24 protein-coding genes and 1 tRNA gene are annotated in these 23,476 nt (G+C 71.2%); 20 read left to right on the plus strand and 5 right to left on the minus strand.

All coding sequences use genetic code 11. From position 1 onward, the window contains the following. Positions 1-74: 74 nt before the first annotated feature. Both SOM11_RS10590 and SOM11_RS10595 read right to left on the minus strand, forming a co-directional pair. Positions 75-1,439: a glucose-6-phosphate dehydrogenase gene (locus tag SOM11_RS10590; RefSeq protein ID WP_320477983.1), complete on the minus strand. Its 1,365-nt coding sequence runs from the start codon at positions 1,437-1,439 to the stop codon at positions 75-77. Between the two features lie 203 nt (positions 1,440-1,642). Then, on the minus strand, positions 1,643-3,004 hold the full coding sequence (locus SOM11_RS10595; protein ID WP_320477984.1) for an FUSC family protein: 1,362 nt from the start codon (positions 3,002-3,004) through the stop codon (positions 1,643-1,645). A 111-nt stretch (positions 3,005-3,115) separates the two neighbouring features. On the opposite strand from SOM11_RS10595, the gene SOM11_RS10600 reads away from it, so the two are divergent. The 5 genes from SOM11_RS10600 (at position 3,116) to SOM11_RS10620 (ending at position 10,010) form a co-directional block, all read left to right on the plus strand. Further along, complete coding sequence (locus SOM11_RS10600; protein WP_320477985.1) at positions 3,116-6,640, plus strand: DNA polymerase III subunit alpha; 3,525 nt, start codon at positions 3,116-3,118, stop codon at positions 6,638-6,640. Between the two features lie 115 nt (positions 6,641-6,755). Further along, positions 6,756-7,778 carry a glutathione S-transferase family protein gene (locus SOM11_RS10605; RefSeq protein ID WP_320477986.1) on the plus strand — a complete coding sequence of 341 codons (1,023 nt, stop codon included), beginning with the start codon at positions 6,756-6,758 and terminating at the stop codon, positions 7,776-7,778. After that, a complete protein-coding gene (locus SOM11_RS10610; protein WP_320477987.1) occupies positions 7,775-8,110 on the plus strand; it encodes a TraR/DksA family transcriptional regulator in 336 nt (111 codons plus the stop codon). The genes SOM11_RS10605 and SOM11_RS10610 overlap by 4 nt, the downstream gene beginning before the upstream one ends. Positions 8,111-8,235: 125 nt before the next feature. After that, entirely contained in the window at positions 8,236-9,474 is a 1,239-nt protein-coding gene (gene manD, locus SOM11_RS10615; RefSeq protein WP_192058012.1) for a D-mannonate dehydratase ManD, read from the plus strand. A 197-nt stretch (positions 9,475-9,671) separates the two neighbouring features. Then, a complete protein-coding gene (locus SOM11_RS10620) occupies positions 9,672-10,010 on the plus strand; it encodes a histone-like nucleoid-structuring protein Lsr2 (protein WP_192058014.1) in 339 nt (112 codons plus the stop codon). A gap of 54 nt (positions 10,011-10,064) precedes the next feature. Here the strand turns inward: SOM11_RS10620 and SOM11_RS10625 are convergent, their stop codons facing one another. Then, complete coding sequence (locus SOM11_RS10625; protein WP_243215199.1) at positions 10,065-10,706, minus strand: hypothetical protein; 642 nt, start codon at positions 10,704-10,706, stop codon at positions 10,065-10,067. A gap of 87 nt (positions 10,707-10,793) precedes the next feature. Between SOM11_RS10625 and rplU the strand changes: the two genes are divergently transcribed. From rplU to SOM11_RS10690, 13 genes are all read left to right on the plus strand, one after another. Beyond that, complete coding sequence (rplU, locus tag SOM11_RS10630; protein WP_192058016.1) at positions 10,794-11,105, plus strand: 50S ribosomal protein L21; 312 nt, start codon at positions 10,794-10,796, stop codon at positions 11,103-11,105. Between the two features lie 29 nt (positions 11,106-11,134). Next, entirely contained in the window at positions 11,135-11,389 is a 255-nt protein-coding gene (rpmA, locus tag SOM11_RS10635; protein ID WP_243215165.1) for a 50S ribosomal protein L27, read from the plus strand. Between the two features lie 121 nt (positions 11,390-11,510). Next, the gene (gene obgE, locus SOM11_RS10640) at positions 11,511-13,046 is read left to right on the plus strand and encodes a GTPase ObgE (protein ID WP_192060019.1); all 1,536 of its coding nucleotides are present in this window, start codon (positions 11,511-11,513) and stop codon (positions 13,044-13,046) included. Then, the gene (gene proB / locus SOM11_RS10645) at positions 13,043-13,867 is read left to right on the plus strand and encodes a glutamate 5-kinase (RefSeq protein WP_320477988.1); all 825 of its coding nucleotides are present in this window, start codon (positions 13,043-13,045) and stop codon (positions 13,865-13,867) included. The genes obgE and proB overlap by 4 nt, the downstream gene beginning before the upstream one ends. 10 nt (positions 13,868-13,877) lie before the next feature. Further along, a complete protein-coding gene (locus SOM11_RS10650; protein WP_192060024.1) occupies positions 13,878-15,146 on the plus strand; it encodes a glutamate-5-semialdehyde dehydrogenase in 1,269 nt (422 codons plus the stop codon). 35 nt (positions 15,147-15,181) lie between these two features. Then, on the plus strand, positions 15,182-15,400 hold the full coding sequence (locus SOM11_RS10655; RefSeq protein ID WP_192060026.1) for a hypothetical protein: 219 nt from the start codon (positions 15,182-15,184) through the stop codon (positions 15,398-15,400). Positions 15,401-15,438: 38 nt separating this feature from the next. Continuing rightward, entirely contained in the window at positions 15,439-16,089 is a 651-nt protein-coding gene (nadD, locus tag SOM11_RS10660; RefSeq protein ID WP_320478052.1) for a nicotinate-nucleotide adenylyltransferase, read from the plus strand. Beyond that, positions 16,086-17,327, plus strand: a complete 1,242-nt coding sequence (locus SOM11_RS10665) for a hypothetical protein (RefSeq protein ID WP_320477989.1) — start codon at positions 16,086-16,088, stop codon at positions 17,325-17,327. Before nadD ends, SOM11_RS10665 begins: the two co-directional genes overlap by 4 nt. Positions 17,328-17,366: 39 nt before the next feature. Then, positions 17,367-17,747, plus strand: coding sequence for a ribosome silencing factor (gene rsfS / locus SOM11_RS10670; RefSeq protein ID WP_192060030.1), 381 nt, complete (start codon positions 17,367-17,369; stop codon positions 17,745-17,747). 219 nt (positions 17,748-17,966) lie between these two features. Further along, positions 17,967-18,042: transfer RNA gene (locus SOM11_RS10675), tRNA-Ala, on the plus strand. A gap of 145 nt (positions 18,043-18,187) precedes the next feature. Next, positions 18,188-18,964, plus strand: a complete 777-nt coding sequence (locus tag SOM11_RS10680; RefSeq protein ID WP_243215166.1) for a general stress protein — start codon at positions 18,188-18,190, stop codon at positions 18,962-18,964. A 104-nt stretch (positions 18,965-19,068) separates the two neighbouring features. Then, positions 19,069-19,329: a hypothetical protein gene (locus tag SOM11_RS10685; protein ID WP_192060033.1), complete on the plus strand. Its 261-nt coding sequence runs from the start codon at positions 19,069-19,071 to the stop codon at positions 19,327-19,329. Beyond that, a complete protein-coding gene (locus SOM11_RS10690; RefSeq protein WP_414655461.1) occupies positions 19,326-19,811 on the plus strand; it encodes a MarR family winged helix-turn-helix transcriptional regulator in 486 nt (161 codons plus the stop codon). Before SOM11_RS10685 ends, SOM11_RS10690 begins: the two co-directional genes overlap by 4 nt. A 54-nt stretch (positions 19,812-19,865) precedes the next feature. Here the strand turns inward: SOM11_RS10690 and SOM11_RS10695 are convergent, their stop codons facing one another. Beyond that, entirely contained in the window at positions 19,866-20,177 is a 312-nt protein-coding gene (locus SOM11_RS10695; RefSeq protein ID WP_192060035.1) for a hypothetical protein, read from the minus strand. A gap of 177 nt (positions 20,178-20,354) precedes the next feature. Between SOM11_RS10695 and SOM11_RS10700 the strand changes: the two genes are divergently transcribed. After that, positions 20,355-21,842 (plus strand): fibronectin type III domain-containing protein, encoded by a 1,488-nt coding sequence (locus SOM11_RS10700; RefSeq protein WP_320477990.1) that lies wholly within the window; start codon positions 20,355-20,357, stop codon positions 21,840-21,842. Between the two features lie 18 nt (positions 21,843-21,860). Here SOM11_RS10700 and SOM11_RS10705 read toward each other — a convergent pair whose 3' ends face one another. Next, on the minus strand, positions 21,861-22,595 hold the full coding sequence (locus tag SOM11_RS10705) for a FadR/GntR family transcriptional regulator (RefSeq protein WP_192060039.1): 735 nt from the start codon (positions 22,593-22,595) through the stop codon (positions 21,861-21,863). 294 nt (positions 22,596-22,889) lie between these two features. Here SOM11_RS10705 and SOM11_RS10710 point away from each other — a divergent pair, with 294 nt between their 5' ends. Continuing rightward, positions 22,890-23,441 (plus strand): gluconokinase, encoded by a 552-nt coding sequence (locus tag SOM11_RS10710; RefSeq protein ID WP_192060041.1) that lies wholly within the window; start codon positions 22,890-22,892, stop codon positions 23,439-23,441. The last annotated feature ends 35 nt before the right edge of the window (positions 23,442-23,476 follow it).

The following is a 23,476-nucleotide window of genomic DNA, read 5'->3' on the forward strand; positions in this document are numbered from 1 at the left end:
GGACGACGGCCGCCCTGCTCGATGCGAGCGGGGCGGCCGTCGGGGTGCTGCCGTGGTTCAGGTGGGCCGGTGGATCAGGCGGGCCAGTCCGCCGGACCGGTCGAGCCGGCCGCGTACGTGTCGAGCGGCACCTGGCCGGCCTGCCACGCGTCGATCACGGGAGCGACGATGGCCCAGCAGCGCTCGGCGACGTCGCCTCGGATCGAGAGGGTCGGGTCGTCGTGGAAGATGCCGCTGAGCACCTCGCCGTAGGGGGTGAGCTCCGGCTTGCCGAGGGTCACCGACATGGTCGACTTCTCGAGGTCGAAGGGGTTGCCGGAGCCGTTGGTCGTGACGCCGAGCTCCATCGTCTCGGGGCTGATCTCGATGCGCAGCGTGTCGGGCGTCGACGAGCCGTTGAGCCCCTCGGGCAGCGCCGGCACGGGCTTGAAGGTGATGAGGACCTCTTTGCGGATCTTCGTCATGCCCTTGCCCGAACGGAGGATGAACGGCACGCCGGCCCAGCGACGCGTCTTGACCTCGAACTCGACCTCGGCCAGGGTCTCGGTCTGACGCTCGTCGTCGACGCCGTCCTCGTCGGCGTAGGCGGGGACGTCCTTGCCGTCGATGGTGCCGGCGGAGTACTGGGCGCGACGGCTCGACGCGACGGGGTCGCCGCCCTTGACCCAGGTGGCACGCAGCACGCGCGCGATCTCGCTGCGCAGCTCGACCGAGTCGATCGACGACGGGGCGTCCATCGCGATGACCGCGAGCACCTGGAGGAGGTGGCTCTGGATCATGTCGATCAGGGCGCCGGCCTTGTCGTAGTACTGGGCGCGGCCTTCGAGACCGAGCACCTCGTCGTAGAAGATCTCGACCTTCTCGATGTTCTCGCTGTTCCAGACCGGCTCGAACAGGCGGTTCGCGAAGCGGAGGCCGATCATGTTGAGCACGGTCGCACGACCGAGGAAGTGGTCGGTGCGGTGGATGCGCTCTTCGGGGACGATCTTCAGCAGCTCGGCGTTCAGCTCGCGAGCGCTCTTCTCGTCGGAGCCGAAGGGCTTCTCGAGGGCGAGGCGGAGACCCTCGGGGAGGTCGATCTCGGCCAGCGACTGGATGACCTTCGTGCTGATCGCCGGCGGGAGGGCGAAGTACATGACGGGCGTGCCCTCGCTGGCCTCGAACAGCGCCTTCAGGTGCTCGACCGTGGTGGGGTCGCCCTGGATGTAGCGGCTCGACGCGAGGGTCTTCTTGGCGAGGTCGCTGCCGGCGTCGCCGTTGAACGCCGTCTTGACGACGTCGTCCCACTCGTCGGCGCTGCGCTCGCTGCGGCCGGTGCCGATCAGCTGCACGTCGACTCCGCGGTCGCTCTTCAGCAGGCTGGCGAGGCCGGGGAGCAGCAGACGCTCGGTGAGGTCTCCGCTGGCTCCGAGGATGATGAGGGTGGTGGTGTCTGTCACTGTGCGGCTTTCATGGATGAGGGCGGCGAACGGATCGTCGCTTGTCGATCTGGCGGCGGGTGGGGTGCTCAGGCCACGAGTGTCAACGCACAGGGCGGACGGGCATTCCCGTCGACCGCCCCGGCCGGTCAGGGCACGGGTCGCGTCTCGGCGTCGGTGCCCGGTCAACCGTACTGCTCTTGGGCGGCGGGCGTCGCACCCCGTCAGTCGGCGTCGCGTCGGACGGTGTCGCGGGGCGCCTCGTCGTCCTCCGTGGCCCTGGCCGTGCCGTCGTCGCCCGTGGTGCCGTCGGCATCCGCGGAGTCGTCGGCATCCGCGGAGTCGTCGGCATCCGCGGAGTCGTCGGCGGTGGCGGTGTCGTCGGCGCCGGTCGTCTCGTCTCCGTCGGCTCCGTCGGATCCGGGGCGCGCCTCCTGGGTGTCGGTCCCGGCCTCCGCCGTCCCCGCGTCCGTCTCGGAGGGCCGGGGCGCGGTGCCGTCGTCGGGGTCGAGCGCGGCGACGATGCGACCGAGCGAGACGGCGATCGACACCCCGCCGCTGGTGTCGGTGGTGGGGCGGTCGCGGTGGGCGTCGATCGCCTCCCAGAGGTCGGCGATGCGACGGCGCGCCTCGACGAACACGTCGGCGTCGGAGTCGTGGCGCCTGATCACCTCGGCGACCCCGTGCAGGGTGTGCGCCACGGCCGGGGCGAGCGAGTCGGGCATGCCGATCTGGCGGCCGATGCGTCTGCCGAGGACCCCGGAGACCTCGGCGATGTCCTGCAGATGGAACGAGACCCGCTCGAACGCGGCCAGTTCGGCGTACTCGTGGCCGAGATCGCGTCGACGCAGCAGCCACCGGGGATTCATCCGCCGCGACTCGTCGGCGTACTGCACCGACGAGCGCACGCTGTGGAGGGTCGCGGGCAGCTCGCCGACGCGCTCCTCCCAGTCGTCGTCCTCGAGGGGCCAGGGCGTCTCGAAGACGCCGGCGATCTCGTCGGCCCGGTCGGCGAGCGCCTGCCGGACCCGCCGGAGCCGCGTCTCGGCGCGCGAGGTGTTCAGAGGCGGCACGATCACGAAGTTGACGACGACGCCCACGACGACGCCGACGCCGAGCTGGACGATGTAGCCGATGCCGTACGACTCGGTGTCCGATCCTCCGAGCAGCAGCACGAACAGGCCCGCGGTGAGCACCCAGTCGCGACCGGCCCCGAGCCAGCGGATGCCGGCGAGCACGACGCCGATGCCGACCAGCACGCCGACCGCGAGGACTCCGGGCGGCCCGTCCTGCAGGGCGAAGACCGCCGTGGCGAGGGCGATGCCGACGACGACGCCCAGCAGCACCTGGATGCCCTGTCGCAAGGAGGCCCGCAGCGTCGGATACATGGCGATGACCGCGCCGAGCGGCGCGTAGTAGGGATAGTCGGCCGCCGTGCCGGGGATCTGCGGGGCGATCCAGTAGGCGAGCCCCGCGGCGAACGCCGTCTTCACAGCCAGCAGGAGGCGCGGCTGGGCGAGCAGCACGCGGGTCCAGTGCCCGACGGCGCGGGCGTCCCGGTCGAGGGTCGAGCGGCGGTCGGTCATGGCTCGATGATGCCAGCCGGCGGGCGTCGCCGCCGGGTCGTCGACCACGTACACTGATCGAACATCTGTTCGAACCGACCCGGCCGGGGGTCTGAGCACGAGGCACCAGTCATGCGTTTCACCCATCTCCGCGTCGCGTCGTCGTTCAGCGCGCACTACGGCACCGCCCACCCGAAGACCCTCGTCGAGACCGTGGCCGGGCGACGGGCCGACGCCGCGGCGATCACCGACCGCGACGGGCTCTACGGGGCGATCCGGCACATCGGCGCGTGTCGCGCCGCGGGCGTCGACCCGATCGTGGGGGTGGAGCTGGGGTGCCGCGACGATCGGGCCGGTGCCGGGGCTGGCGCCGGTGCCGGCGGACGCGCTGGTGCTGCGGGCGCGGGTGCCGGCGGAGGAGCTGCCGGAGGCGCTGGTGCTGCGGGCACGGGTGCTCCGGTCGATCGGATCGTCGTGCTGGCGCACGGGTCGATCGACGGCGGCGCTCCGGGTGCGGGGTGGGCGGCGCTCTGCCGGTTGATCAGCGCCGCGCACGGCCGGGCGACGCGGAAGGCGAGCGGCAGCGCGAACAGCGTGGCGACCATCGGCCGGTCACGGGTGCGGGCGTTCGTCCAGGGCGAGTCGGGGCCCGCCGCGACCGTGCTGCTCGGCCCGGACTCCGACGTGGGTCGACTGGTGCAGGCGGGTCGGCACACCGAGGCGGCGGCGTCGCTGGCCGACTGGGCGGCCGAGCTGCCGGGCGGCGTGGTGGTCGAGGTCGTCTGCCATCTGACCGAGCCGGGCGAGAGCCGCAGCATCCGGCACGCGGCCCGCATGCTCGAGCTGGCCGACCACGTCGGGGTGCCGGCCGTGCTGACCAACGCCGTCCGCTACCTCGACCCCGACGAAGCGGTCACCGCCGACGTCCTCGACTCGGCGGGGCACCTCGCCGCCCTGGGCAGCTTCCGCCCGCAGCCGAACGCGCAGGCGTTCCTGAAGTCGGCCGATGCGATGCGCGCCGTCGCGCGGATGGTGACCGACGCCTCCTCGCTGCCTCGCAGCTCCGCCGACGAGATGCTGTCCGCGACCGAGCGGCTGGCCGACCGGTGCCGACTCGACCCCGCCGCCGATCTGGGCTGGGGTCGGCCGAAGGTCCCCGAGCCGAGTGCGATCGGAGTCGACGGCGATCCCGACCAGGTGCTGTTCCGCCGGGCGGAGGCGGGGATCACCGAGCGGTTCGGCGACGCCGGTCGCGCTCTGCGCGAGAAGGTCGACGAGCGCATGCGCTACGAGCTCGGCATCATCACGGGGTTCGGCTTCGCCGGGTACTTCCTGACCGTGGCCGACGTGTCGAAGCTGATGCGCGACATGAGGGTGCGGAACGCCGCACGCGGGTCGGGGGCGGGCAGCCTCGTCACCTATCTGCTGCGGATCTCGAACGTCGATCCGATCGAGCACGATCTGCTGTTCGAGAGGTTCCTCGGCAACAAGCGGGAGACGCTCCCCGACATCGACATCGACGTCGAGTCGGCGAGGCGGCACGAGGTCTACCGGGCGATCTTCGACCGGTACGGCAGCAACCGGGTGACACTCATGTCGATGCAGTCGACCTACCGGGGGCGAGGCGCCGTCCGTGACGCCGGTCTGGCGCTCGGTCTCGACGACGAGCAGATCGACCTCGTCGCCAAGAACGTCTGGCGCTCGAACGCCCGCGACCTGCGGACGGCCCTGGCCGAGAAGCCCGAGCTGCGCGAGATCGCCGAGCTGGCCCGCAGCGACGGGCAGATCGACCTGCTGGTCGATCTCAGCGAGCGACTCGACCGGCTGCCGCGGCACATCTCGATGCATCCGTGCGGGGTGATCCTCGGCGACTCCGGTCTGCTCAGCATGACGCCGGTCCAGCCGAGCGGCATCGGTCTGCCGATGAGCCAGTTCGACAAGCACGACATGAACGACGCCGGTCTGCTGAAGCTCGACGTGCTGGGGGTGCGCATGCAGAGCACGCTGGCGTACGCGCTCGACGAGATCGAGCGCGTGAACGGCTCGAGGGCCGCGGTGGCCGGTGCGCTGCCGGTGGACGCACGGTACGTGAACAGAGAGGGGCGGATCGAGCTCGACGAGATCCCGCACGACGACGAGCCGACGTTCGCGGCGATCCGGACGACGCACACGCTCGGCATGTTCCAGATCGAGAGCCCGGGGCAGCGCGAGCTGATCGGCAAGATGCAGCCCGACCGCTACTCCGACCTCATCGCCGACATCTCCCTGTTCCGCCCCGGGCCGATGAAGGGCAACATGATCGTGCCGTTCCTCGACACGAAGCACGGGTTCCAGCATCCCGACTACATCCACCCGAGCTTCGCGGGGTTCCTCGACGACAGCTACGGCGTCGTGATCTACCACGAGCACGTCCTGCGGATCCTCGAGGCGACGATGCAGGTGAGCCTCGCCGAGGCCGACGAGATCCGACGTCACATGGGCAAGGGCGACGACGACGCCCTCGAGGCGACGTTCCGCGCCCGCACCCGGGCCAACGTCGCCCCCGAGACCGGGCTGCGCCGCTACGACGACGCCGACGTCGACCGCATCTGGGCCGTGCTGAAGGGCTTCGGATCGTTCGGCTTCTGCAAGGCGCACGGTGCCGCCTTCGCCCTGCCCACGTACCAGAGCGCATGGCTGAAGACGCACTACCCGGCCGAGTTCCTCGCCGGCATCCTGACCCACGATCCCGGCATGTACCCGAAGCGGCTGCTCCTGACCGAGGCGCGGCGGATGGGCATCCCGGTGCTGCCGCTCGACGTCAACGCCTCGACCGACGTCTACCGCGTCGAACGGCTGCGCGCACCCGCCACCCCGATCGCGCCGACTCGCACCGGCGACCTCGGCATCCGGCTGTCGCTCGTCGACGTGCACGGCATCAGCGACGCCGAGCTCGCCCGGGTCGTCGTGGGTCGCCCGTACGAATCGATCACCGACTTCTGGCAGCGGGCGACACCGTCGCGGTCGTTGTTCGAGCGACTCGCCCAGGTCGGGGCGCTCGACTCGCTCGCCGGCCCGGGGCGGACGAGGGGCGATGTCCTGGCCAGGGTGCGCGCGCTGACCGGCAGGTCGTCACGGCCCCGGGCGGCCGACGTCGAGAACCAGCTCGACTTCGTCGTCGACGACTCCGACACCGTGCCCACCGGCACCCCCGACGTCGGAGTCCGCGACCGGGTGAGCGACGAGCTCGACATCCTGTCGATGGAGGTCAGCGAGCACGTCATCGAGAGCTACCGTCCGATGCTCGACGACCTCGGCGTCGTCCGGGCCGCCGACCTGCGCGACCACTGGAACGGCACGACCGTCCTCGTGGCCGGCATCCGCATCGCCACCCAGACCCCGCCGATGCGCAGCGGTCGGCGCGTCGTGTTCATCAGCCTCGACGACGGCAGCGGCGTCTCCGACTCGACGTTCTTCGACGAGGCGCAGCAGCGCGCCGGCTCCCTCCTGTTCGGCACGCAGCTCATGCTGATCCAGGGCCGCACCCGTCGCACCGGCGAGCGGGGGATCTCGCTCGAGGCCGACGACGCCTGGGATCTCAAGACGATGTGGCGGGAGTGGAGCGCGACCCGCGCCTCCTCGGCCGCCGGTCTCGACGCCGTCGACGTCGGCGCCTGACCCGCGCGTCGGCAACTCCTCCTCCCTGCCGCCCGGCCGCACCGGACGTCGGCGTGTCGCGGCCCGGCGTGACACCGGACAGGAGTTGCCGACCGGGCGTGCGTAGGGTGGCGGCATGAGCGAGCAGCACGCGAAGGGCACCTACGTCGAGCCCGGCCAGGAGTACACCCGCGACACCAACTACATCGAGGACCGCATCACGCGCGACGCCGCCGACGGCTGGCCCGTCGAGTCGGGCCGTTACCGCCTCGTCGCGGCGCGGGCCTGCCCCTGGGCGAACCGCAGCGTCATCTCACGCCGACTGCTCGGCCTCGAAGACGCGATCTCGCTGGGACTGCCCGGCCCGACGCACGACGCCCGCAGCTGGACCTTCGATCTGGACCCCGACGGGCGCGACCCCGTCCTCGGCATCGAGCGCCTCCAAGAGGCCTTCTTCGCCCGCACGCCCGACTACCCGCGCGGCATCACGGTGCCGGCGATCGTCGACGTGCCGAGCGGCAAGGTCGTGACGAACGACTTCCCGCAGATCACCCTCGACTTCGCCACCGAGTGGACGGACCTCCACCGCGACGGCGCACCCGACCTCTACCCCGAGCACCTGCGCGCCGAGATCGACGAGGTGAACGCCGTGGTCTTCCGCGACGTGAACAACGGCGTCTACCGTGCCGGTTTCGCCGGGTCGCAGAAGAGCTACGAGCGCGCCTACCGCACCCTCTTCGAGCGACTCGACTGGCTGTCCGAGCGACTGACCGATCAGCGGTTCCTGGTCGGCGACACGATCACCGAGGCCGACATCCGCCTCTTCACGACCCTGGCCCGCTTCGACGCGGTCTACCACGGCCACTTCAAGTGCAATCGGAACAAGCTCACCGAGATGCCCGTGCTCTGGGCCTACGCCCGCGATCTGTTCCAGACCCCCGGATTCGGCGACACGATCGACTTCGACCAGATCAAGAAGCACTACTACATCGTGCACAGCGACATCAATCCGACCGGCATCGTCCCCGCCGGGCCCGACCCGTCGGGCTGGCTGACCGCGCACGGTCGCGAGCAGCTCGGCGGACGGCCCTTCGGCGACGGCACTCCCCCGGCGCCGCCCCGTGCGGGCGAAGAGGTGCCCCCGCTCGTCGTCTCGTGATCGGGCCCGTCGCCCGCCTCGAGGGCATCCGCGACGATGCCCTCTCGCTCGCCGAGCGCCTCCGCAGCGACATGGAGGCGGTGGCCGAGGCCCGCGAGTCGGCGAACGTTGACGACGAGCACGACCCAGAGGGCTCGACGATCGCCTACGAGAGGTCGCAGCTCGACGCCATCCGCCGGTCGGCGCTCGACCGGGCGGACGACGCGCGCTCCGCTCTCGAGCGCCTCGCCGCGGGGACCTTCGGCCGCTGCGAGCGCTGCTCGGCGCGCATCGGGGACGCCCGGCTCGACGCCCGGCCGACCGCTCGACTCTGCATCGACTGCGCGCGCTGACCCGCGCCTCCTGCCGAGCCGAGGAGGCGCGGGTCGGCTGCCGCCCGCCCCTCCCGGAGTCGTCTCCCTAAGCTGGTCCGTGCCCGGGCCCTCGCCCGAGCACGGATTCGGTCGAAGGAGACGGAATGAGAATCGACAGCGCCGATGTGATCGTCACGAGCCCCGATCGCAACTTCGTGACACTGAAGCTGACGACCGACGAGGGGATCACCGGACTCGGCGACGCCACGCTGAACGGCCGGGAGCTCGCCGTCGTCGCGTATCTCACCGAGCACGTCGTCCCCCTCCTCGTCGGACGGGACCCCGCCCGCATCGAGGACACCTGGCAGTTCCTGTACCGCAGCGCGTACTGGCGCCGGGGGCCGGTGACGATGGCGGCGATCGCCGCCGTCGACGTCGCCCTCTGGGACATCAAGGCGAAGACCGCCGGCATGCCGCTCTACCAGCTGCTCGGCGGCGCCTCCCGGACAGGGCTGCTGACCTACGGGCACGCCTCCGGCAAGGACCTCGAGGAGCTCTTCGACAGCATCCGGGATCACCAGGAGCAGGGGTACAAGGCGATCCGGGTGCAGACCGGAGTGCCCGGGCTGAAGTCGATCTACGGCATCGCGTCCAACGCGACCTTCGACGCCAACACCGGCGTCCGCTACGACCACGAGCCCGCTCAACGGGGTGCGCTGCCGAACGAGGAGGACTGGGACACCCGCTCGTATCTGCGTCACGTCCCCACCGTCTTCGAGGCGGTCCGCAACGAGTTCGGCCCCGAGATCCCCCTCCTGCACGACGGGCACCACCGCATGACGCCGATCCAGGCGGCCTCCCTCGGAAAGAGCCTCGAGCCGTACGACCTCTTCTGGCTCGAAGACGTCACCCCGGCCGAGAACCCCGAGGCCCTCCGCCTCGTCCGCCAGCACACGACGACGCCTCTGGCGATCGGCGAGATCTTCAACACCGTGTGGGACTACCAGCAGATCGTCCGCGAGCAGCTGATCGACTACGTGCGGAGCGCCGTGACCCACACCGGCGGCATCACGCATCTCAAACGGGTTCTCGAATATGCGGCGCAATACCAGATCAAGTCGGGCATGCACGGCCCGACGGACATCTCGCCCGTCGGGATGGCCGCCGCGATGCACCTCGGTCTCTCGATCCACAATTTCGGGATCCAGGAGTACATGAAGCACGGTGCGCGCACCGATCTGGTCTTCGACCAGGGATTCACCTTCGTCGACGGCATGCTGCACCCGGGTGATCGACCCGGCATCGGAGTCGAGCTCGACGTCGACGAGGCCGGCCGGTATCCGTACGAGAAGGCCTATCTGCCGTACAACCGGCTGGCCGATGGCACGGTGCACGACTGGTGAACCGGAGAGATCGCACCCTCTCGGAAGGACATATGCGGATATCCCATCGCCCCTGATAAAGCGAACGGCTCGTCGAATACGTCATTGTTCAGTGGATTCGTGAGAAAAGCTCCAGGTGCGATTAGCGCGGAAATAAGCCATAGTGAATCCGATAAGTCGCCTCTGTGATTTGTCTAATCGCCGAACAAAGGATTCCCGTGGCCCAGAAGACCTTTATCCAACTCGTCGACGATCTCGACGGCTCGCCCATCGCCGATGGCGAGGGCCGCACTCTGACCTTCTCCCTCGACGGCGCCACGTACGAGATCGATCTGCACGACTCGCATGTCGACGAGCTCACCTCCGCGCTCTCGCCGTTCGTCTCCGCCGGCCGCCGGACGGGGCGGAAGCAGACCCCGAGCCGGGGCCCCGCCGGCAAGTCGAACCCGGCGGAGCTGCAGGCGATCCGCGAGTGGGCGCGCGCGAACGGCCACGAGGTGTCCGATCGCGGCCGCGTCTCGGGTTCGGTCCGCGAGGCCTACGACGCCGCTCATTGATCCACCGGGGGCGCCGGCGGCGGGGTGGCGACCACCGGCCGCCGGCGCTCCCGTCTACGGGGTGGTCGGGCGGGGCAGAGCGTAGACGCCGTGACCCACGCGTTCGACTCGACCCTGCCTGGTCAGCACGCTGAGCGTGGAGAGCACGCTGCTCCGCCGGTAGTCGGGCAGCGCCGCCGCGATCTCCGTCGTGCGGAGCTCGCCCGCCCGCAGCATCTCGGGGATGCGGTCGGCCAGCGAGTCGCCCGCACCGACCCCCTCGGGACCGGGCGAGTCCGAACCGCTCCCGTGCGCCTCCTGCAGGTACTCCGCCCTCGCGAGGTCGACGCCCTCGGCCGACACGCGACTCGACGCCCCGTCGGAGCCTGACGCCTGCGCGTAGGGCGCCAGCGTCAGCGAGCGCCCCACCCGGGCGTACACGGCGGACGGGCTGGTGCCCTGATGCTCGGCGATCTCGGGATACGAGGCGCCGCCCAGCAGCAGCACGGCCTCGCCCTCGAGCCCCAGCCACTGGCCCAGGCTCGCGATCTCCCAGCCGGCCGTGGTGACGGCGGAGCCCCACACCTCGATGTCGTCGGCGTGCTCGGTCGTGATGCGTCGCAGGTCCTCCAGCAGGTCGACGAGGCGCTCTCGGGCGTCGTCGACGATCTCGGCGGTGAACTGGGGCGGCCGGCGAAGTTTGATCGGTCGTGACATTTGTGAAAGACTATCCAAGTTGCCCTCGTGGCACCACGACGTCGCTCGGCAGTCCGGGCGTCACACCCCCCTCACTTTGGAGTTCCCATGGCTTTCGCAATCGTGCGCGCCGGTGGCCGTCAGGAGAAGGTCGAGGTCGGAACGATTCTGACCGTCGACCGCCTCAAGGCCTCCACCGCAGACACCGTCTCGTTCGTCCCCGTCCTGCACGTCGACGGCGACACGATCCTCTCGGGCGACGACCTGGGCAAGGTGACTGTCGAGGGCGAGGTCCTGAACGACCTCCGCGGCCCGAAGATCGTCATCCAGAACTACAAGAACAAGACCGGGTACAAGCGTCGCATGGGCTTCCGTGCCGACCTCACCCGCGTCAAGATCACCTCGATCACGACCAAGTAGCACTGTAGAAGATCAGGAGCTGACAGCACATGGCACACAAAAAGGGCGCATCGTCCACCCGTAACGGCCGCGACTCGAACGCCCAGCGCCTCGGCGTCAAGCGCTTCGGCGGCCAGGTCGTCCTCGCCGGCGAGATCATCGTCCGCCAGCGCGGCACCCACTTCCACCCCGGCGCCAACGTCGGCCGCGGCGGCGACGACACCCTCTTCGCCCTCGCACCCGGCTCCGTCGAGTTCGGCAACAAGGGCGGCCGCAAGGTCGTCAACATCGTCGCCGGCGCCTGAGCCTCCTCCGCGAGGCGCGGCACCAGCTGCGACACACCGTATGGGCGAGCGTTGCTCGCCCATACGTGTTCGACCCGGGAGTCCATCCCCGGCCCCCGAGAACCGAAATGACTGCACACCCATGGCCACATTCGTCGACCACGTCACCCTGCACCTCCGCGCCGGCAACGGCGGCAACGGCTGCGTCTCCGTCAAGCGCGAGAAGTTCAAACCCCTCGCCGGCCCCGACGGCGGCAACGGCGGGCACGGCGGCGACATCGTGCTGGTCAGCGACACCGGCGTCACGACGCTGCTCGGCTTCCACCGCGCGCCGCACCGTTCGAGCGAGAACGGCGGCTTCGGCATGGGCGACCACCGAAGCGGCACGAACGGCGAGCTGCTCGAGCTGACCGTGCCGGTCGGAACGGTGGTCAAGTCCGAAGACGGCACCGAGCTGATCGACATGGTCGAGCCCGGCATGCGCTTCGTCGCCGCGCAGGGCGGCATCGGCGGCCTCGGCAACGCGGCGCTGTCGTCGACCAAGCGCAAGGCCCCCGGCTTCGCGCTGCTCGGCACGCCCGGCTGGCAGGGCGACGTGCTGCTCGAGCTCAAGGTCGTGGCCGACATCGCGCTGGTGGGCTACCCGTCGGCCGGCAAGTCGAGCCTCGTGGCCGCGCTCTCGGCGGCGAAGCCCAAGATCGCCGACTACCCGTTCACGACGCTGCACCCGAACCTCGGCGTGGTCGAGTCGGGCGAGACGCGCTACACCGTCGCCGACGTCCCCGGTCTCATCGAGGGCGCGAGCGAGGGCAAGGGGCTCGGTCTCGAGTTCCTCCGTCACGTCGAGCGCTGCTCGGCCCTGCTGCACGTGCTCGACTGCGCCACCCTCGACCCCGGCCGCGACCCGCTGACCGACCTCGAGATCATCCTCGGCGAGCTCGAGGCGTACCCGGTGCCCGAGGGGCAGCTGCCCCTGCTCGAGCGCCCGCAGCTGATCGCACTCAACAAGGTCGACGTCCCCGACGGCCGCGAGCTCGCCGACTTCGTCACGCCCGAGCTCGAGGCGCGCGGCTACAAGGTCTTCGAGATCTCGGCGGTGAGCCACGAGGGTCTCCGCAACCTCTCGTTCGCGCTGGCCGAGGTGGTCGAGACCAGCCGGGCCGAGATCGCCGCCCGACCCGCGCCTCCTCGGCTCGTCATGCGACCGCGCGCCGTCAACGAGAAGCCGTTCGTCATCCGGGTCGAGGGCGGCACGTACGGCAACGTCTACCGCATCCTGGGCGAGAAGCCGCAGCGCTGGGTGGTGCAGACCGACTTCAACAACGAGGAGGCCGTCGGCTACCTGGCCGACCGGCTCAACACGATCGGCGTAGAAGACGCCCTGTTCAAGGCCGGCGCTCAGGCCGGTTCGACGGTCGTCATCGGGCCCGAGGGCGGCATCGTCTTCGACTGGGAGCCGACCCTCACGTCGACCGCCGAGCTGATGACCAGCGCGCGCGGCACCGACCCGCGTCTGATCAAGAACGACCGCCCGACGCGCAACCAGCGCCGCGAGGAGTACTTCGAGCGGATGGACGCCAAGGCCGAGGCCCGCGCCGAGCTGCAGCGCGAGCGCGCGTCGGGCATCTGGACGGACGACGAGGGCTTCCTCGTGAAAGAGGGCGACGACAAGGCATGAGCGACACGGCGTCGTCGGCGGACCGCCGTGAGGGCCCCCGGGTGACCGACCGGGCCGGCATCGCGTCGGCTCGGCGCATCGTCGTCAAGGTCGGCTCGTCGTCGATCAGCGGCGACAACGCCGGTCAGATCGAGCCGCTCGTCGACGCCCTCGCGGCCGCCTACGGGCGGGGCGCGGAGATCGTGCTCGTCTCGTCGGGGGCGATCGCCACGGGCATGCCGCATCTGCGGCTCGACTCGCGACCGACCGATCTCGCGACCCAGCAGGCCGCGGCCGCCGTCGGGCAGAACGTCTTGATCTACCGCTACCAGCAGAGCCTCCGGCGGTACTCGATCGTCGCCGGACAGGTGCTGCTGACGGCCGGCGACATCCAGAACCCGACCCACCGGAGCAACGCCCAGAGGGCGATGTCGCGCCTGCTCGACCTTCGCATCCTGCCGATCGTCAACGAGAACGACACCGTCGCCACCCAGGAGATCCGCTTCGGCGACAACGACCGCCTCGCGGCCCTCGTCTCGAAGCTGATCGCCGCCGACGCCCTCGTGCTGCTGAGCGACGTCGACGCCCTCTACACCCGACCGCCGCACGAGCCCGGAGCGGTCAAGATCACCGACGTGCCCTTCGGCGATCAGCTGACCGGCGTGACCTTCGGAGACGTCGGCGCCGCGGGCGTCGGCACGGGCGGGGCGGGCACCAAGGTGGCCGCCGCGCGCTACGCCGCCGAGGCGGGCACCCCGGTGCTCGTGACCTCGACGGCGAACGTCTCGCGGGCGCTGTCGGGCGACGACGTCGGCACGTTCTTCGAGGCTGCGCGACCGTAAGATCAGGGGCATGTCGCCCTCCGAAGTCGTCGCCCCCGCGTTCGTCGACAAGCTGACCGCGGCCCGGTCCGCGTCCGGCGTGCTGGCCACGGCGACGGCCGACGCGAAGAACGCGGCCCTCCGGGCCATCGCCCGTGCACTCGTGACCGCCGAGCCTCGCATCGTCGCCGCGAACGCCCTCGACCTCGAGGCGGCCGCCGAGGCCGGTCTGTCGGAGTCGCTGCGTGATCGTCTCCGCCTCGACGGCGACCGGCTGGCGGCACTCGCCGCGGCCACCGAGCTCGTCGCGACCCTCGTCGACCCGATCGGCGAGACCGTGCGCGGGCGCGTGCTGCCGAACGGCCTCCGCCTCGATCAGGTCCGCGTCCCGTTCGGGGTCGTCGGCGCCATCTACGAGGCCCGGCCGAACGTCACCGTCGACATCGCCGCCCTCGCGCTGAAGAGCGGCAACGCGGCGGTCCTCCGGGGCGGCAGTGCGGCGCTGCACACGAACGCGGCCCTCGTCGAGATCGTGCAGGAGGCGCTGGTCGGGTCGGGACTCCCCGCCGACTCGGTCGTCACCGTCGACGAGTTCGGACGCGACGGCGCCGGCTGGCTGATGACGGCGCGCGGCCTGGTCGACGTGCTCGTCCCGCGGGGGAGCGCGCAGCTGATCAGCACGGTGGTCGAACGCTCGACGGTGCCCGTCATCGAGACCGGGGCCGGTGTGGTGCACGTGTTCCTCGACGAGACGGCCGACGCCGCCATGAGCATCGACATCGTGCTCGACGCCAAGACGAGCCGGCCGAGCGTCTGCAACGCCCTCGAGACCCTGCTCGTGCACGAGTCCGCCGCCGAACGGCTGCTGCCGTCGATCGTCGCCGCCCTGCACGAGGCCGGCGTCACCGTGCACGGCGACGAGCGGACCCAGGGGCTCGTCGCGGGCGTCGTGCCCGCGACGGACGACGACTGGGCGGCCGAGTACATGAGCCTCGACCTCGCCGTCGCCGTCGTCGCGGACCTCGACGCGGCCATGGCGCACATCGACCGCTGGTCGACGCGTCACACCGAGAGCATCGTCACCAACGACCACGCCAACGCCGAGAGGTTCCTGGCCGAGGTCGACAGCGCGGTGGTGATGGTCAACGCCTCGACGCGGTTCACCGACGGCGGCGAGTTCGGCTTCGGCGCCGAGGTGGGCATCTCGACCCAGAAGCTGCACGCCCGAGGGCCGATGGGACTCGGCGAGCTGACGAGCACCAAATGGATCGTGCGCGGCAGCGGCCAGGTGCGCGGCTAGACTGTCCCGGATCGTCCTCTCGAAACGGAGTACCCATGCTCGACGTCACACTGCTCGCCGCGGCCCACGAAGAACTCGCGCCCCTGCTGGCGCCCCCGGTCGTGATCTCGCTGGTGTTCGGCGTCTTCTTCCTGTTCCTCGGCTACGTCGTGTGGAGCTACCGCGACGTCGCGAACCGAAGCCCCCGCAAGGCGAAGACGCAGGAGCACAAGGCCGGGCCCATCGACGAATACGGCCACCCCGAATCGCACTGACGCGAGAGACGGACACCATGGTCGCGGCGGACAGCCCGATGTCGTCGTCGGGCGCGACGTCGACCGGTGACGAGTCGTCGGACGGAGGCGCGACCGAGTCGGTCCGTCGACCCCGCGTCGGCATCATGGGTGGCACGTTCGACCCCATCCACCACGGCCACCTCGTCGCCGCCAGCGAGGTGGCGTCGTCGTTCGACCTCGACGAGGTGCTGTTCGTCCCCACGGGTCAGCCCTACATGAAGACGGGTGTCACCGACGGCGAGCACCGGTACCTCATGACGGTGATCGCGACCGCGTCGAACCCGATGTTCACCGTCAGCCGGCTCGACATCGACCGGCAGGGGCCCACCTACACGATCGACACCCTGCGCGACGTCCGGGCCCAAAGACCCGACGCGCAGCTCTTCTTCATCACGGGCGCCGACGCCGTGGCGCAGATCCTCGACTGGAAGGACGTCCAGGAGCTCTGGGACCTCGCGCACTTCGTCGCGGTCTCCCGGCCGGGTCACGACCTCACCGTTTCCGGATTGCCCGAGAGCGACGTAAGCTTGCTCGAAGTCCCCGCGCTGGCCATCTCGTCGACCGACTGCCGCGCTCGGGTCGCCCGAGACTCCCCGGTCTGGTACCTGGTCCCCGACGGGGTCGTCCAGTACATCTCCAAGCACCACCTGTATCGGAGCGTTGCATGAGTTCGTCCGACGGCCAGCCGCCTCTCACCCGACGGCAGGTTCGAGACCTCGAGCGTGCGCGCGAGGCGGGCCAGGCGATCACCGGCGCCGTCCCCGTCGGCGCCCCGTCGTCGTCTCCGACCGCCGCTCCGGCGTCGATGCCGACGCCCGCCTCGGCTCCCGAGCGCTCGTCGGCTCCGAGTCCGGCGGCGCCCGCCTCGGCTCCTGAGCCCGCGTCGGCTCCCAGCCCGGCCAGCCCGGACTCGGCTCCCGAGCCCGCAGTCGCGCCGGCGTCGGCCCCCGACCCCGTGTCGTCAGCCGACCAGGCGCCGGCCTCCGTCCCGGCCCCCGGCTCCGTCTCGTCGCCCGAGCGTGGACTCACACGCCGCGAGCTGCGGGCGCTCCGCGAGTCGCAGTCGGGCCGGTCCGCCGAGCCCGTGCCGCTCCAGGCTCCCGGGCCCGAGCCGCGCCGACCGCTCTCCGAGGCGCTCAGCACCGTCGACGAGTTCATCGCGCCGGGTGGCGCATCGGGTGTCGGTGGCGACCACGACTCCTCCGTCGCCGATTCGTCCCCGCTCCCCACGCCCGCCGGTCAGAACCCGTCGGGGCCCGTCGACGGGGCGATCGACGGCGATGCCGACGACTCGACCCGCGCCTCCTCGGGGCAGACCCCCGCGCTGCGACCCGCGTCGTTCGAACGGCGCGACGACTCCGCGCCGGCGGCTCCTGCCGCTGTGCGCCCGATCGTCCCGACCGTCCCCGCGTCGGCGCCCGAGTCGAACGGCCTCGTGCCGCCCGTCGGCCACTGGACGAGTCAGAGCGCGGCGCCCGACGACGAGACGGCTCCCGGTCGCGCGCTCGGCACGCACACCGGGCAGACGAACGCGCTGATCCTCACCGATCAGCAGATCGCCGACGTCACCGGGGCGCTCAACGCCACCGGCGAGATCATCATCACCGGGTCGATCGACCTGCCGCGGAGCCTCGGCGCGACGGGGTCGCAGGCCCGTGTCGACAACGCCGACATCGACCGCCTCCTCGAGCAGGGCGACGCCGAGAACGCCGAGACCGACGCCGTTCCCGTGCGGGCCAGTCGGGCCATCAGCACCCACACCTCGACCCGGGCCGTCGTGCTCGCGGCGTCGCAGCCGAAGTCGAGTCGACTGCCGTTGTTCCTCGGCATCGGCGGGGGCATCATCGGAGCAGGTATCATCGGTGTGGTCGTCGCGGGTTTCGCGACGGGCATCCTGGGTCAGTGACCCTCGTCATCCTCCGCACCACCGACACGTAAGGCATCCGTGACAGCCACTCCTCGCGCCATCGAGCTCCTGCAGATCGCGGCCCGCGCCGCCGACGACAAGCAGGCCGACGACCTCGTCGCGCTCGACGTCTCCGAGCCGCTGCCGCTGACCGACATCTTCCTGCTGGCCTCCGGTCGAAGCGAGCGCAACGTCGTCGCGATCGCCGGCGAGATCGAAGACAAGATGCTCGAGGCCGGCGTCAAGACGCTCCGTCGCGAGGGTCGCGCCGAAGGCCGGTGGATCCTCCTCGACTTCGGCGACATCGTCGCGCACGTGTTCCACGACGAAGACCGTCAGTACTACTCGCTCGAGCGTCTGTGGAGCGACTGCCCCACGATCCCGATCGAGCTGCCCGAGCCCGCTCAGAACGAGGCGTGACCCGCCCCGTCCTGTCGAACACCGCGAGGTGAACGAGACACCGCATCGCGGCGTGTCGTTCACCTCTCGCATGTCGCGGGCCGAATCCGCGACGGGCGGAGCGCGCGGAGGAGGCGCGGGGCGATGGTCGAGAAGGGCCGTGTTCAGCACCGCTCGATTTCTGTAGTAGGGTTGACGAGTTGCTTCGCAAGGGGCACGACAAGCAAGACAACTGAACATGGGTCTGTGGCGCAGCTGGTAGCGCACCTGCATGGCATGCAGGGGGTCAGGGGTTCGAGTCCCCTCAGATCCACCAACACCGAAAGGCATCCGCTCAGCGGGTGCCTTTCGTCGTTTCACCACGGCGTCACCATTGCGCAGCCGGCGTCGCCCCCGATCTCTTTCTGGGAGCGCTCTGCATATCCGCTCCACGCCTCAGGGCGCGACGGTAGAACTGATGCATGAGCAACGACCAGCCCGGCACCGGCAGCACACCCGAACAGCACGCGACCCCCGCCTCCCACGAGCCGGACCCCCAGGCGCGACCCGAGGTGACTGCGCCCGCCCCCGACTCCCGTCCGCGACCGGCCTACGGCGAGTACGCGCCGACGCCCGCGGCCGGTTCCGAGCCGCAGCCCGGGCAGACTCCGACGACGCCGCAGCCCGGTCAGGCCCAGGTGCCCGGTTCATCCGCCCCTGCGGGCCCTGCTGCAGCTCCCGTCGCCGGGCGGCCGACGACCACCGAGGGCACCCCGGGCCCGCGCGGCACCGGGGCGTTCGCCGGCGCCGGTCACCCGCAGACGCTCGCGACGTTCTCCCGCTACGAAGACGCGCAGTCCGCGGTCGATCTGCTCTCGGACCAGGGGTTCCCGGTCGAGAGCGTCTCCATCGTGGGTCACGACATCCGCACCGTCGAGAACGTCTCCGGTCGTCTCACCAAGGGAGGGGCCGCCGCACGCGGCGCCGGGGGAGGTGCCTGGTTCGGGCTCTTCCTCGGTCTCCTCTTCGGTCTCTTCGCCACGAACGTCGCCTTCATCGGCATCCTGCTGATCGCCGTGGGCGGCGGCGCCCTCTGGGGTGCCCTCTGGGGCTTCGTCGGGCATGCGGCCCTGCGGGGACGTCGCGACTTCGCGTCGACCAAGACCATGGAGGCCGGCAGCTACGAGGTGCTCGTGCGCGGCGAGCTCGCGACGCAGGCGCACCAGCTGCTGTCTCAAGGTCGGGGCATGACGCCGTAGTCCGACCCATCGGCACCACAGGGCGGCCCGTCGCATCCGTGCGGCGGGCCGCTCGTGCGTCAGGACATCGCTTGGTGTGCGAATCATTGGTACACTAACTGATCGTGAGCCCGAGACGAGATGACCGCGAACCCCGCAGCTACGAGCACGGCAGCCGCTTCGGCGACCTGATCGAGGGGCTCAACCGGCGTCTGCGTCCGTACATCGGCGGGGCGCAGCTCGGGCTCAAGAACGAGGCGCCCCTCGTGCCGCCCGTCCACGGGGGAGCCTGCCCGCTCTGCGGCCACCCGATGGACGAGCACGTCGTCGACCGCTCCGGTGTGCGGACGATGCTGCACTGCCCGGCACCGCAGGCCGAGCGGTGACCACGCCCATCGCTCAGGCGGTGCCGACCGGCTCGCCCGCGGCCCAGCGTCCGGAGGTCGACCCGCTCGCCCTCGAGAGTCAGATCTGCTTCGCGCTCTCCGTCGCGTCCCGCAGCGTCGTCGCCGCCTACCGCCCGGTGCTCGAGCCGCTCGGGCTGACGCACCCCCAGTACCTCGTGATGCTCGCCCTCTGGCAGGGCCCCGCGCTCGCCCTCAAAGACCTGGCGACGGCGCTGCGTCTCGACCCCGGCACGCTCTCGCCGCTGGTCAAGCGGCTCGAGGCGCAGGGGCTCGTGACGAGGAGGCGCGGGTCGGCGGACGAGCGCACGCTCGCCATCGCACTCACCCCCGCCGGTGCCGCCCTCCGGGCCGAGGCCGAGTCGATCCCGGCGCGGATGATGGAGCGCCTCGGGGTCGAGCGCGACGAGCTGGTGGTGCTGCACCGGACCATGTCGAAGCTGATCGCCGCGGCGGAGGGCTGACCCGCGCCTCCTCGGCGGGGTCAAGGCGCGCCGGGCGACGACGCCGCGACGGGCTCAGCGGAGGGGCAGCGGTGCGTGCGCGTCGCGGGACCAGCTGACGGCGAGCGAGTCGTCGAGCGTGCGGATGGCGAGCTCGGAGCGGAGGGAGTCCTCGAAGTGACGCGCCGATCGCTCGTCGGCCACGACGACGTCGAGCCGCAGCGAGCCGACCTCGTCGGTCACGAGCACGGGGCCGTCGGAGAAGCGCACGAGGTACTGGTGCGCGGCGATCGGGAGGCTCTCGTAGTGGCTGCGGAGGCTGCGCTCGAGCAGGCGCACGGAGTCGCTGCCGGTGGTCGGCGTCACACGGGCGCTCATCGCGATCATGCGGGCATGCTGCCCTGCCGAGGCGTCCACGGGGTGAACGGGACGTGTCGGGCCGGCCGAGAGTCATCCGCGGGTGGGCGGGAGTCACCCGGTCCCCTTCTTGGGGGATCGGCTCCGCGGGCGATATCGTCGCCTCTGGCGGAACCCGAACCCGCCACCCGTCAGGAGAACACCCCCATGAACCGATTCGCCGGCATCGTCGCCGTGGCAGCGATCCTGTCTCTGGGGGTGGCGGCCCCGGCCGTCGCAGCCCCCTCGGGCACGAACAGCACCAGCAGCACGAGCAGCACCAGCAGCACGAAGGGCTCGACCGGCCCGAAGACCGCGACCGCGGCGAAGACCGCGACCGGCCCGAAGACCGCGACCGGCCCGAAGACCGCGACCGGCCCGAAGAAGAAGGCCGTCGTCAGGGCCCCCTCCGCCCCGCGGTCGGTCACGGCCACCGCGGTCGGGGCGACCTCCGTCGACGTGGGCTGGAAGGCCCCGGCGTCGTCCGGCTCGCCGGCCCTCGCGGGCTACTCGGTCACCCTCGTCTCGGTCGGCGGGCATGCCGTCGGACGGACGATCCGGGTCGGCCCGACGGTGCGGACCGCTCGCATCACCGGGCTGACCCCCGGCAGCCGCGCGCGTCTCGAGGTCAGGGCGCGGAACGCGTCGGTCTCGAGCGTCGCCGCCGCGGTGTCGTTCACGCCCGCGACCGCGCCCGTCACCCCCGTGGACGAGGGGACCGCCGTCTTCGCCGTGACGAACGGACGCATCGTGGTGTTCCCGACCGTCGACTCGTCGCCCCTCGACGTCGCTGCGGCGCCGGCCGCACCCGGCGGCTACGACGTGGCCGCGAACGGCGACGTCACGGTGCTCGACTCGACGGCCGGCACTCTCGTCCGGTACCCCTCCACCCGGGCGGCCCCGGTCACCCTGGCCACCGGGCTGGCGGGTTCCGACGAGCTGCATGTGTCGCCGAAGGGCGTCGCGTACCTGCTCACCGCCTCGGGCGCGCTCGTCGAGTTCGGCGTCGACGGCACCCGCCGCACGGTCGCCGAGTCGTTCCCCTCGGCGCCCCTGCAGCTGACCGTGCGGGCGAACGGCGACGTCGTCGTGCTGTACACCAGCGTGCTGCGCACCTACCCGGCCGGCGGCGGCGCCCCGGTCGAGAGCACCTTCTCGCAGGGCACCACCCGTCTCGCCGACCTCGTCGCCGGCGCCGGTCGCACGAACTACTTCGAGGCCAACAGCGGCGGCGCCGTGGGTCTCCAGTTCTGGTCGACGGACGACGGCTCCGGCACCTCGGGCGGCAGCCCGTCGCTCACCGACCGCACCATCTACGCCGCGGGCGGTTACGGTCTGAACGGCTCGTTCTACTCGCTGCAGGCGACGACGTTCTGCTTGCCGCAGGGCGCGAATCGCCCGCCGTGCACGGCCGACCTCGCCACGAAGGACGTCGCCGTCACCTCGCCGAGCGGCGTCCGCACGGTGGTGCCCGCCACCGGTCTCGCCCTGCAGAGCCAGACGCGACCCGGCAGCATCGCGGCCGACGCCGACGGGGTCCTCTTCGTCGGGCTCGCCAGCGGTGCCACCCCCGGGCTGTGGAGCATCGCCCCCGCAGGAGGCGCGGCGCAGCTGGTCGAGGAGGGCGCCTTCACCGACGTGCAGGTGATCGACTGACCCCTCCGGCGCGTCGTCTCAGAGGCCAGGGGCCGCTTCGCGCTCGTCGTCGAACTCGGCCACGGTGGCCGTGATCAGCGCCTGCGCGGCGGCGAAGGCCCCGTCGGCGTCGCCGTCGGCGAGGGCGTCCGCCAGGGCGTGGTGCCGGGCGGCGCTGGCGGGGGTGTACTCGGTGATGGTGAAGCGTCGCTCCTCGGTGCGGGTACGCAGCAGCGCTTCGACCGTCGTGGCGAAGTGGCCGATGACGGCGTTGCCCGAGCCGTGCAGGATCGCCGAATGGAACGCGATGTCGGCCTCGAGGTACTTCCGCCCGTCGCCCTCGACGCCGGCTTCGACCATCGCGCTGGCCGCCTGGCGGACGAGCGCCGCCTGCAGGGGGTCGAGCCGCCCCGCGCTGAGGCGGGCGGCCACCGGTTCGAGGCCGAGTCGCAGCTCGAGCAGCTCGCGCATCTGCGTGTGGTACTCGGGCCCGCGGCCGCGCCACACGATGATCTGCGGGCTCATCAGATCCCACGAGGCGCGGGGGAGCACCTGGGTGCCGACCCGCTGGCGCGGCTCGACCATGCCGAGCGACTGCAGCACCCGGAGCGACTCGCGCAGCACCGAGCGGGAGACCGAGAATCGGACGGCGAGCTCGTCGAGGTTCACGATGGACCCCGGACCGAGTCGACCGTCGACGATCTCCTGACCGAGGACGTCGACCACCTGAGCGTGCAGACCGCGCTCACGGGATGACTGGAGTCCGGGCGTCATCGTCAGCTCCTGGGATCGGGGCGAGGGCGCCTTGCCGGGTGGGTCGCCCTGTGGCAGACTCCATAAATCTGATTTATCAGCATCGATCAGATCGACTCGCGCCTCAAGACTGCCAGATCGACGGGTGGCCGGCGCGAGGCCCCGCCCGTTCGAACCCGCACCATCCCCCTGACGACGAGGTCGCGACGACGCGTCCTCGAAAGGACGCGACAGCATGACCCCCAGCGCTGCGGCACCCGCCGCCCCCACCACTCCGAGCAGCGAGACGCCCGTGTCGGCAGGCGGGGTCGTCTGATGGCCGTCGTCGAGAACGCGGGTCGCGCCTCCTCGGGGCCGTACGCCACCGATCCCGTGCTGGTCGTGATGGGCGTCTCCGGCTCGGGCAAGTCGACCCTCGCCGCGATGCTGGCCGAGCAGCTCGGCTGGGACTTCTACGAGGGCGACGACCTGCACCCCGACGAGAACGTCGCCAAGATGGCCGCGGGCACGCCCCTCGACGACGACGACCGGGCCCCCTGGCTCGACACGGTGTCGTCGTGGATCATCGAGCACGCCATGGCGGGCGTGCCGGGCGTCATCACCTGCTCGGCGCTGAAGCGCAAGTACCGCGACGTGCTGCGCGAGCACAACGTCGTCTTCGTCTACCTCCGGGGCACCCGCGAGATGCTCGGCGACCGCATGGCGTCGCGCGAGGGGCACTTCATGCCGAGCGCTCTGCTCGACTCGCAGGTCGCCACGCTCGAGCCGCCGCAGGCCGACGAGCGGCACGTGGTCGTCGACGCAGGGCGCGCACCCGCCGAAGAGGTCGACGACGTCATCCGGCTGCTGGGTCTGACGCGCGCCTGAGCGGGGCCGAGCGGGGCCGACCTCGCCGGGACCAG

Origin of the sequence: Frigoribacterium sp. CFBP9029 (genome assembly GCF_034045305.1) — a bacterium.
In the GTDB taxonomy this organism is placed as follows: Bacteria; Actinomycetota; Actinomycetes; order Actinomycetales; family Microbacteriaceae; genus Frigoribacterium.